Source organism: Paraburkholderia sprentiae WSM5005 (assembly GCF_001865575.2).
GTDB lineage: Bacteria > Pseudomonadota > Gammaproteobacteria > Burkholderiales > Burkholderiaceae > Paraburkholderia > Paraburkholderia sprentiae.
On record NZ_CP017562.2, the window covers coordinates 2,495,817 to 2,507,751 of the forward strand.

Annotated in this window: 4 protein-coding genes; all 4 read left to right on the forward strand. The window is 66.0% G+C overall.

Features of this window, described 5'->3' with window-relative positions; translation table 11 throughout:
- Nucleotides 1-477: 477 nt before the first annotated feature.
- The 4 genes from BJG93_RS28125 (at nucleotide 478) to glgX (ending at nucleotide 11,927) form a co-directional block, all read left to right on the forward strand.
- On the forward strand, nucleotides 478-3,930 hold the full coding sequence (locus BJG93_RS28125) for an alpha-1,4-glucan--maltose-1-phosphate maltosyltransferase (protein WP_063828904.1): 3,453 nt from the start codon (nucleotides 478-480) through the stop codon (nucleotides 3,928-3,930).
- A complete protein-coding gene (treS, locus tag BJG93_RS28130; RefSeq protein ID WP_027195334.1) occupies nucleotides 3,927-7,394 on the forward strand; it encodes a maltose alpha-D-glucosyltransferase in 3,468 nt (1,155 codons plus the stop codon). The genes BJG93_RS28125 and treS overlap by 4 nt, the downstream gene beginning before the upstream one ends.
- Nucleotides 7,387-9,597, forward strand: a complete 2,211-nt coding sequence (gene glgB, locus BJG93_RS28135) for a 1,4-alpha-glucan branching protein GlgB (protein ID WP_027195335.1) — start codon at nucleotides 7,387-7,389, stop codon at nucleotides 9,595-9,597. Before treS ends, glgB begins: the two co-directional genes overlap by 8 nt.
- 116 nt (nucleotides 9,598-9,713) lie before the next feature.
- Nucleotides 9,714-11,927, forward strand: coding sequence for a glycogen debranching protein GlgX (gene glgX, locus BJG93_RS28140; protein ID WP_027195336.1), 2,214 nt, complete (start codon nucleotides 9,714-9,716; stop codon nucleotides 11,925-11,927).
- The last annotated feature ends 8 nt before the right edge of the window (nucleotides 11,928-11,935 follow it).

Sequence of the window (11,935 nt, forward strand, 5' to 3'; positions counted from 1 at the left end):
ATGTTTGCCACGCGAGCGCTACGCCGGCTTCGCGGGTTCGCTTGAACCGCATTCGGCGCATCGCGCGTCCGGCCGTGTAAAAGCGACCCCGCACCGCCCCGTTTTACATGCGGCGCCGCCCACAGCGTGCGTCACGATGCCCGCTTTATCGCGCGCGCTCCGTGCGCGCGCGCACCTTCGGCCTCCGCGATCTCGCCTTAACCTCGCCTTTTCTCCGCTAGCGCGCCGCGCGGCGGGCCACCGCGTTGGCACACAGTTTGCTGCTTTCCGCGGCAAGTGCCGCCCAGCCCCGCTGGACCGGCGTCTGGCGTCAAAGCACCCGCGACTGGCCAGCGGCGTGACGATCTTTGCACTACATTGACCAGTACGTGCCCCCGCTGACGCATCGCGCGGTATCCGGCTCGGGAAGCCCAATGAGCGCTGTGATCGCATGCCAACTGCATCCACACCGCGGCAGGACAACTCTGGAAACGACCGATGGAATCTCCAAACGGGTACGCGCCGCGGATCTACTTTTTTCATTCTGTTCTCGCGGGGCCACTCGATGCGTGGCCCGCGCAGTTCGCGCACGCGGCCGGGCTTGGCTTCGATCATGCGTTGATCGGCGGGCTGTTCGAGCCGGGCCAGACCGGCCACAGCCAGCTGGTCGGCAATCACGCGCGGCTGCATCCGGTGTTCGAGGCGCAGCATTCGGTACGCGACGCCGTGCGCGTGCTCGCCGATGCCGCGCGCCGCAACAACCTGACGCTGCTGGTCGATCTCGTGATCGACCGCGTCGCCGCCGACGGCGTCCTGTACGCAGAGCATTCGGACTGGTTTCACGCACGGGAGTCCGAGCTTGCGCGGCTCGATCCGCGCCACGTGCATCGCGAAGACAACGTCGTCTACGCGAATTTCGACGACCCTGCGACGAGCGCCTCGCTGACCGTCTGGTGGACCCAGCAACTGCTCGCGCTCGCCGACGCGGGTGTCGGCGGCTTTCGTTTCGATTCGCCGCATCGCGTGCCGGCCGCCGTATGGCGCGGCCTCGGCGACGAAGTGCGCGCGAAGCATCCGCACGTGCGCTTTCTCGCCGCTACGCCCGGCCTGTCGCGCGGCGATCTACCCGGTCTCGAAGCAGCCGGCTTCGACAGCGCGTTTTCGTCGGTGCGCTGGTGGGATTTCCGTTCGAGCTGGATGGCCGAGGAACATGCGGCGTTGGCCCGCGTAGGCGCGCCGATCGCCTTTCCCGAAGCGCCGTACGGCACGCGCCTCGCCGCCGAACTGACCGACGTGCACGATGCGGCGATCGTCGAGCGGGCTTATCGACGCGCGCTGTTCACGTCGGTGGCAGTGGGCAGCGGCTGGATGATGCCGATGGGCTTCGAATACGGCATCGCCGAACCGATGTCGCAAACGCGCGGCGACGCGGCGCAGTTCGCGCGTGCCGCGCAGTCGCGCCGCTTCGATCTGAGTGCCGCCGTCACCCAGGCCAACGACTTCGCGCGCAACACGCCGACGCTGCACGCGAACGGCGAGTTGCGCCCATTGAGCGGACCCGGCGCATCGGCCGCGGTTCTGCTGCGCGCTGACGCGGCCGATCTGCGCGACGCAAGCGAAGCCGTTCTGATCGTCGTGAATCCCGAGCTCGGTGCGCCGGTGCGTGTCGATCCCGCGCGCTTCCTCGCGGGCGTGCCGGGCAGCTTTACGCGCTTCGCGCCGCTCGATGCACGCCGCCCGACCGAACCCGCGGCGCTCGTGCCGTTCGCGCTCGCGCCCGGTGCGGTGCGGCTGCTGCGCGCGTTCGCGGAAAAGCCGATCTGCCTCGCGCCACCGATCGACAAGGCGAACAGCAAGCGAAGCGGCCGCAAGAGCGTGCTCGACGCGATCGACGCGCCGCGCGTCGCGATCGAGAGCGTGTCGCCGTCGGTGGAAAACGGCCGCTTCGCGGCGAAACGCAGCGTCGGCGAGCGCGCGGAAATCCGCGCGGCGATCTTCGCCGAGGGTCATGACAAGATCGCCGCCGCCGTGCTATGGCGCGCCGCCGACGAAACCGCGTGGCACGAACAGTTGATGTCGCCCGCACCGCCGGCCGGGCTCGACTTGTGGAGCGCGCGCATTCCGCTCGAGAGGATCGGTCGCCACGAGTTCACCGTGATCGCGTGGCGCGACGACTTCGCGTCGCTCGTCGAGCACATCCAGAAGAAGCTGAAGGCGAACCAGACCGTCGAGATCGAACTCGACGAAGCCGCGCATCTGTTCGCGCTCGTGCTCGCCGAAGTCGAAACGGCCGATGACGCTCAGAAGGAGCCGCTCGAACACATCGTGCGCGAGTTCCAGAAGGCGGACGCCGAACGGAAGCTCGCACTGATCCTCGCGCCCGCCACCGCGAAGGCGATGACCGCCGCAAGGCATCGCCCGTTTTTGAGCCGCGACCCGGTGATCTACAAGATCGACGCGGAACGCACGGCCGCCCATTTCGCGAGCTGGTACGAGATCTTCCCGCGTTCGATGAGCGACGATGAATCGCGCCACGGCACGTTCGCGGACGTGACCGCGAAGCTGCCGCGCATCCGCGACATGGGCTTCGACGTGCTGTACTTCCCGCCGATCCACCCGATCGGTCTGGCGAACCGCAAGGGCCGCAACAACACGCTGACCGCGCAGCCGGGCGATGTGGGCAGTCCCTATGCGATCGGCGCGGCCGAAGGCGGCCACACCGCCGTGCATCCGCAGCTCGGCACGCTCGACGATTTCAAGGCGATGCGCGCCGCCGCGCATGCGCATGGCCTCGAGATCGCGCTCGACTTCGCGATTCAGTGCTCGCCCGATCACCCGTGGCTGAAGGAGCATCCGACATGGTTCGCGTGGCGCCCCGACGGTACGCTGCGCTACGCCGAGAATCCGCCGAAGAAGTATCAGGACATCGTCAATCCCGACTTCTATGCGCACGACGCAAAGCCCGGCCTGTGGCTCGCGTTGCGCGACGTGATCCTGTTCTGGATCGACGCGGGCGTGCGCATCTTCCGCGTCGACAATCCGCACACGAAGCCGCTGCCGTTCTGGGAATGGATGATCGCCGACGTGCGCGCGCGCCATCCCGACACGATCTTCCTCGCCGAAGCCTTCACGCGGCCGCGCATGATGAACCGGCTGGGCAAGATCGGCTTCTCGCAGTCGTACACGTACTTCACGTGGCGCGAGTCGAAGCGCGACTTCACCGAGTACATGAGCGAGCTCACACAGACCGATGCGCGCGACTTCTACCGGCCGAACTTCTTCGTCAATACGCCGGACATCAACCCGCGCCATCTGCAATCGCAGGGACGCACGGGCTTTCTGATCCGCGCGGCGCTGGCCGCGACGCTGGCGGGACTGTGGGGCGTGTATAGCGGCTTCGAACTGTGCGAGGCCGCCGCGCTGCCGAACAGCGAAGAGTATCTGGATTCCGAAAAATATCAGTTGCGCGCGTGGGACTGGCACCGGCCCGGCAATATCGTCGGCGAGATCACCGCACTGAACCGCATCCGTCACGCGAATCCGGCGCTGCAAACGCATCTCGGTCTCACGTTCCTCACCGCGCACAACGATCACATTCTGTGCTTCGAAAAAGCGACCGAGTCGCGCGACAACGTGATCGTCGTCGCGATCAATCTCGATGCGTTCAACGAACAGGGCGCGGACATCGAGTTGTCGTGGGACACGTTCCAACGCTGGCATCTGCACGATCACGCGACGCTCGAAGTGATCGACCAGATGACCGGCGCGCGCTTCGAATGGCACGGACGCTGGCAGCACGTGCGACTCGGCTCGGGCCAACCGTTCTCGATCTGGCGCATCGCGCCGCTAGGCGGCCTGCCCGCCGATCGTCCGGAGGACACCGACCACGATCCCGACAGCGCTGATCACGCAGACGCTGGCAACCCAACCTGGATGGAAGGTGGAACATGAAGCGCGACGATCCAGCCCAAACCGCGCACGAGGCGCAAACGGCCGCGGCCGTCGGCACCGCGGCGAAGGTACGCGCGCGCCGGCGCGGCAAACCCTCGGCTCTCAGCGACGATCCGCTGTGGTACAAGGACGCAATCATTTACCAGGTGCACATCAAGTCGTTCTTCGACGGGAACAACGACGGCGTCGGCGATTTCCCCGGCCTGATGGCCAAGCTCGACTACATCGCCGAACTGGGCGTCAACGCGATCTGGCTGCTGCCGTTCTATCCATCGCCACGCCGCGACGACGGCTACGACATCGCCGATTACCGCAACGTGCATCCCGACTACGGTCAGCTCGCGGACGTGCGGCGCTTCATCCAGGAAGCGCATGCGCGCGGCATCCGCGTGATTACCGAGCTCGTCATCAACCACACGTCGGATCAACATCCGTGGTTCCAGCGCGCGCGGCGCGCGAAGCCCGGCTCCAACTATCGCAACTACTACGTGTGGTCCGATACCGATCAGAAGTACCAGGGAACCCGCATCATCTTCATCGACTCGGAGCCGTCGAACTGGACGCACGATCCCGTCGCGGGCGCCTACTACTGGCACCGCTTCTACTCGCACCAGCCCGATCTGAACTTCGACAATCCCGCGGTGTTGAAAGAGGTGCTGCAGGTGATGCGCTTCTGGCTCGACATGGGCATCGACGGGCTACGGCTCGATGCGGTGCCGTATCTCGTCGAGCGCGAAGGCACCAACAACGAGAACCTGCCGGAGACGCACGAGGTCCTGAAAAGGATTCGCGCGACCATCGACGCCGAGTATCCGAACCGGATGCTGCTCGCCGAAGCGAACCAGTGGCCCGAGGACGTCAAGGAGTACTTCGGCAACGAAGACGAATGCCATATGGCGTTCCACTTCCCGCTGATGCCGCGCATCTATATGTCGATCGCGAGCGAGGACCGCTTTCCGATCACCGACATCATGAAGCAGACGCCGGATCTCGCCGAGTCGAACCAGTGGGCGATTTTCCTGCGCAATCACGACGAACTGACACTCGAAATGGTCACCGATTCCGAGCGTGACTATTTGTGGAACACCTATGCAAGCGACCGCCGCGCACGCTTGAATCTCGGCATTCGCCGCCGTCTCGCGCCGCTGATGGAGCGCGACCGCCGGCGCATCGAGCTGATCAACTCGCTGCTGCTGTCGATGCCCGGCACGCCGGTCATCTACTACGGCGACGAACTCGGCATGGGCGACAACATCCACCTCGGCGACCGCGACGGTGTGCGCACGCCGATGCAGTGGTCGTCCGATCGCAACGGCGGCTTCTCGCGCGCCGACCCCGAGCAACTGGTGCTGCCCCCGGTGATGGGTTCGCTGTACGGTTTCGACGCGGTCAACGTCGAAGCGCAGAGCCGCGATCCGCACTCGCTGCTGAACTGGACGCGCCGCATGCTGTCGACGCGGCGCGCGAAGCAGACTTTCGGACGTGGCACGATCCGCTTTCTGAAGCCGGAAAACCGCAAGATTCTCGCGTATCTGCGCGAGATGCCCGGGCAGGCGCCAATCCTGTGCGTCGCGAATCTGTCGCGCGCGCCGCAAGCGGTCGAGCTCGAACTGTCCGAGTTCAACGGCTTCGTGCCGATCGAGATGACCGCCGATTCGGTATTCCCCGCGATCGGCCAGTTGACCTATCTGCTGACGTTCCCACCCTACGGCTTCCTGTGGTTCATGCTGTGCGAAAGCGGCCAGCGTCCGACGTGGGCGCAGGCGCATTCCGTGCCGCTGCCCGAGTTCGTCACGATCGTGATCCGCGAAGGACAAACCGGGCCGACACCCGAAAACGTGCGGCTGCTGGAATCCGAGGTGCTGCCGTCGTGGCTGAGCCGGCGCCGCTGGTTCGCGTCGAAAGACCAGAAGATGCACGCGGTGCGGCTCGCCGCACTGACCACGATCCCGAACGGCGGCTTCGCATTCACTGAAATCGAAGTGGACGTCGGCAACCACACCGAGCGCTACGTGGTGCCGATCGCGCTCACCTGGGGCGGCGAAACCACCACGCCGCTGTTCCTGCAATTGGCGCTTGCACGCGTGCGGCGCGGGCGCAACGTCGGCTATCTGACCGACGCGTTCTCGCTGCCGATCTTCGCGCACAACGTGCTGCGCAAGCTGCGCGAGCACGCGGTCGTGCCGACCGTGCAGAAGAGCGAGATCAGGTTCCTGCCGACCGAGCGCTTCGCTGAACTCGACGATCTCGGCGAGCGGCCCGAGATTCGCTGGCTCGCGGCCGAACAGAGCAACAGCTCGCTGATCGTCGCCGATGCCGCGGTATTGAAGCTGGTGCGGCGGCTGGTCAGCGGCATTCATCCGGAAGCGGAAATCAGCCGCTATCTGACGCAGCTCGGCTACGCGAATACCGCGCCGCTGTACGGCGAAGTGGTGCGCGTCGATCCCGAGGGCGTGCCGCACACGCTCGCGATCCTGCAGGGCTTTATCGACAATCAGGGCGATGCATGGAACTGGTCGCTCGATTATCTGCGCCGCTCGGTCGACGAACTCGCGATCGCGATCGACACCGAAACGCAGACCGTGCCCGATCGCTCGAACGAGTCGATCTTGCTGGACGGTTATGGCGAACTCGCGGGCATCATCGGCCGCCGGCTCGGCGAATTGCACGTTGCGCTCGCCACGCCGAGCGACGACCCCGCGTTCGCGCCGGAACCGGCCAACGCGAAACAGGTGAAGGCGTGGGTCGACGCGACGCAGAAGATGCTCGCCAGCGCGCTCGATCTGCTCGCGCCGCGCCTCGCGGAGATCAGCGACCCGGATACGAAGGGGCTCGTACAAAGCCTGATCGATCGCCGCGCCGCGCTCGTCGAGGCAGTCAACGAACTGGTGCCGGGCGACGCGGGCGCGTTGCGCACGCGCATCCACGGCGACTTCCATCTTGGCCAGGTGCTGGTCGCGCACGGCGACGCGTATCTGATCGACTTCGAGGGCGAGCCCGCGCGGTCGCTCGAAGAGCGTCGCCAGAAGTCGAGCCCATTGCGTGATGTGGCGGGGCTGATGCGCTCGCTGTCGTATGCGAGCGCGGCCGCGCAATCGACCACTGAAAACGCGCCGCAACAAACGGCGGACCGCAAGCGCGCGCTGTTCGAGCGTTTCCGCGCGCACGCGACCAGCGCGTTCCTCGCCGAGTATCGCGCGGCGGCCGCGCAGTCGCCGACGCCGCTCGTCGCGCCCGAATCCGAAGAGGCGCTGCTCGACCTGTTCCTGATCGAGAAGGCCGCTTACGAGATCCGCTACGAAGCGGCCAACCGGCCGACGTGGCTCGGCTTGCCGGTGCGTGGCCTCGCCGCGCTCGCGAGCCGTCTGCTCGGCGACACCGGCGCGCCGCCGCACCACGATCCATCAACCCAGGCGCGTGGCGCCGCCACGCCGCCTAACCCGGCCGAGGGCGACTATGAGTGAGCATGATCCGGCCGCAGGCCTTCAACCCGTCGATATCGACGCGCTCGTCGAGGCGCGTCACCCCGATCCGTTTTCGCAGCTCGGGCTACACCAGACCGATGCCGGGCCGATCGTGCGCGCGCTGCTGCCGAATGCCGCGCACGTCACCGTGATTTCGCGTGCCGACGGCGCGACGCTCGGCGAGCTCGAGCAGTTGCGCCCCGGCCTGTTCGCGGGACGGATCACGTCGGCGATGCCGTACCGCTTGCGGATCGACTGGCATGGCGTCGTGCAGGAAGTGGAGGACACCTATTCGTTTGGTCCAGTGCTCGGCGACGAGCCGCTCGAGCGTCTCGCGCGCGGCGATCCGTACGCGGTGCTCGAATGTCTCGGCGCGCGGCCGCTCGACATCGACGGTGTGCCGGGTGTGCGCTTTGCCGTGTGGGCGCCGAATGCGCGGCGCGTGTCGGTGGTCGGCGACTTCAACGCGTGGGACGGCCGCCGTCATCCGATGCGCCGGCGTCATCAGGCGGGCGTCTGGGAGCTGTTCGTGCCGCGCGTCGGCGCGGGCACGCGTTACAAGTACGAGCTGCTGTCGCGCGACGGCCATCCGCTGCCGCTGAAGGCCGACCCGTGCGCGATGCAGACGGAAAAGCCGCCGGGCACCGCGTCGATCGTCGCGCACGTCGACGAGATCGAGCAGTTTCCGTGGAGCGATCACGAGTGGATCCAGTCGCGCGCCGACAAGCAGACCGCGCGCACGCCGATCACGATCTACGAAGTGCACGCCGAGTCGTGGCTGCGCGTCGCCGAGGAGGGTCAGCGTGGTCTCGTCTGGGAAGAGCTCGCCGAGCGGCTGATTCCCTACGCGAAGAGCATGGGCTTCACGCACATCGAATTTCTGCCGATCGCCGAACATCCGTTCGGCGGCTCATGGGGCTATCAACCGCTCGGGCAATTCGCGCCGTCCGCGCGCTTCGGCAAGCCAGAGCAGTTCGCGCGTTTCGTCGATCGCGCGCACGAAGCGGGGCTCGGCGTGATTCTCGACTGGGTGCCCGCGCATTTCCCGAACGACGCCCACGGGCTGATCGATTTCGACGGCACGCCGCTCTACGAGCATGCCGACCCGCGCGAAGGCTACCACCAGGACTGGAACACGATGATCTATAACCTCGGCCGCAACGAGGTCAGCGCGTTCCTGATCGCGTCGGGGCTCGCGTGGTTGAAGCGCTATCACGTCGATGGCTTGCGCGTGGATGCGGTCGCATCGATGCTGTATCGCGACTATTCGCGCGCGGCCGGCGAGTGGGTGCCGAACATCTACGGCGGCCGCGAGAATCTCGAATCGATCGCATTCCTCAAGCGCCTGAATCACGAAGTCCGTTACGTGCCGGGCGCGCCAGGCGCGATCGCGGTCGCCGAGGAATCGACCGCATGGCCGGGCGTGACCGCGCGCGTCGCGGACGGCGGTCTCGGCTTCGATTTCAAGTGGAACATGGGCTGGATGCACGACACGCTGCACTACATGCACGAAGACCCGGTGTATCGCCAATACCATCACCACAACATGACGTTCGGCATGGTGTACGCGTATTCCGAGCGCTTCGTGCTGCCGCTTTCGCACGACGAGGTGGTGCACGGTAAAGGCTCGCTGCTGGGCAAGATGCCAGGCGACCACTGGCAGCGTTTCGCGAATCTGCGCGCGTACTTCGGTTTCATGTGGACGCACCCGGGCAAGAAGCTGCTGTTCATGGGCGGCGAATTCGGCCAGATGGCGGAGTTCGATCATGACACCTCGCCGCACTGGCATCTTCTCGACGATCCGAACCACCACGGCGTGCAACTGCTGGTGCGTGACCTTAACCATCTGTATCGCAACGAGCCCGCGCTGCATCTGCTCGACAGCGAACCGGGCGGCTTCGAATGGTTGATCGGCGACGACAGCGGCAACAGCGTGTTCGCCTATCGGCGCACCGACGGCGCGGGCCAGGAGTTCGTCGTGGCGTGCAACATGACGCCGGTGCCGCGGCTCGGCTATCGGCTCGGCATGCCGCGCGGCGGCCGTTGGACGGAAGCACTGAATACCGATGCGGCGGTGTACGGCGGCTCGAACATGGGCAACGGCGGGCTGATTCATACCGAGCCCGTGTCGAGCCACGGCAGGCCGCATTCCGCGGCGTTGATCCTGCCCCCGCTCGCGACAATCGTATTGCGTGCGGACTGAATAATCGGGCGGTAACACGGGCGCGCGGCGCGAAGGGCAGGCGCCGCGCGCCCGTTGCATGAAGACCCAGGCAGACCCCGGCTTGAGCTCGACAAACAGAACAGGAAAGGGAAATCATGTCGCATGCGTTGCCCGACCGGTTGCTGCCCGGCGCCCCGTATCCGCTCGGCGCGAGCTGGGACGGGCTGGGCGTCAACTTCGCGGTGTTCTCGGCGAATGCGCAGAAAATCGAGCTATGCCTGTTCGATTCCACCGGCCGTAAGGAAATCCGCCGCTTCGCCATGCCCGAATGCACCGACGAGATCTGGCACGGCTATCTGCCGAACGCGCATCCGGGCACCGCGTACGGCTTTCGCGCGCATGGGCCGTATCAGCCGCATTTCGGGCATCGCTTCAATCCGCATAAGCTGCTACTCGATCCGTATGCGCGCAAGCTCGTCGGACAATTTCGCTGGTCGGACGCGCTGTTCGGCTATCGCGTGCATTCGAATCGTGCGGACCTCTCGATCGACCGACGCGATTCCGCGCCCGCGATGCCCAAGTGCGTCGTGATCGACGAGGCGTTCGACTCGTCGCACGACAAGCGTCCCGACGTGCCATGGGGCGAAACCGTGATCTATGAAACGCACCTGCGCGGCGCGTCCATGCTGCGTGCCGACTTGCGCCAGCACGAGCGCGGCACCTTCGCCGCGCTCGCCTCGCCCGAGTTCATCGAGCATCTGCTGAAGCTCGGCGTGACCGCGATCGAGCTGCTGCCGGTGCACGCGTTCGTGAACGACCGTTTCCTGGTGGAGCGCGGCCTGCGCAACTACTGGGGCTACAACACCGCCGCGTTCTTCGCGCCCGAGCCGACCTATCTGAGCACGCACCGGCTCGACGAAATGCGCATCGCCGTGCGGCAACTGCACGCGGCCGGCATCGAAGTGATTCTCGACGTGGTCTACAACCACACCTGCGAAAGCAACGAGATGGGCCCGACCATTTCATGGCGCGGCCTCGACAATGCCAGCTACTACCGGCTGATTCCCGGCGACGAGCGTCATCACATCAACGACACGGGCTGCGGCAACACGGTCAACCTGCCGCATCCGCGGGTGCTGCAGATGGTGATGGATTCGCTGCGCTACTGGTCCACCGCGTTCAATATCGACGGCTTCCGTTTCGATCTCGGCGTGACGCTCGGGCGCGAAAGCCACGGCTTCGATCCGGGTTCGGGCCTGTTCGATGCGTTGCGTCAGGACCCGGTTCTGTCGCAGTGCAAGCTGATTTCCGAGCCTTGGGACATCGGTCCCGGCGGCTATCAGCTCGGCAATCATCCACCGGGCTTCAGCGAATGGAACGACCGCTTCCGTGACACGGTGCGACGTTTCTGGCGCGGCGACGCCGGGCTGCGGCCGGATCTCGCCGCGCGCCTGACCGGTTCGGCCGATCTGTTCAACCGGCGGCATCGCAAGCCGTGGGCGTCGATCAACTTCGTCACGTCGCATGACGGCTTCACATTGGCCGATGTCACCGCCTACGAGCAGAAACACAACGAAGCCAACCAGGAAGACAACAACGACGGCCACAACGAGAATTGCAGCCGCAACTGGGGCGTCGAAGGCGCGACCGACGATCCGGCGATCCTCGCGACGCGCCGTCGCGTGTCGCGCTCGCTGATCGCGACACTGATGATCGCGCTCGGCACGCCGATGCTGCTCGCCGGCGACGAAGCGCTGCGCACGCAGCGCGGCAACAACAATGCGTACTGTCAGGATAACGACATATCGTGGATCGACTGGGATCTCGCGGATTCGCCGGAAGGGCAGCGCATGACCGAATTCGTCGCGCGTGTGATCGCGTTGCGCAAGCGCCATCCGCTGCTGCGTGAAACGCGCTTTCTGTTCGGCGACCGCGAAGTGCTGCCCGGCCTGTTCGACGTCGGCTGGTTCGACGAGCACGGCGATCCGCTGACGATCGAAGCGTGGCAGGACCCGGAGGGACGCGCATTCACGTTGCGTCGCGCGGGTCCGGGCCTGAATGGCGAAACCGAAGTATTGTTATTGATGCTCAACGCTCACGAGGAGCCGCTGCAGTTCGCTCCTCCCGCGCCGCACCTGGAATGGCACGTGCTGTTAGACACGGCCGTTCCCGAACGCGCGCCGCAGCGGCTCGCGACCGCCGAGCTCGAGGTCGCCGCGCATGGCCTCGTGATGCTCGCCGCGCAGCCGAGCGGCGATGCCGACTGGCAAGCCGGCTGGAAGGCTGGCGCACAGCACGGCCCACGGCTGTTGACCGCGCTGCCGCCCGATCCGGGCGCGCAGACGCCGGACGGTGAAGGTTCGCAATGAACTCGCAG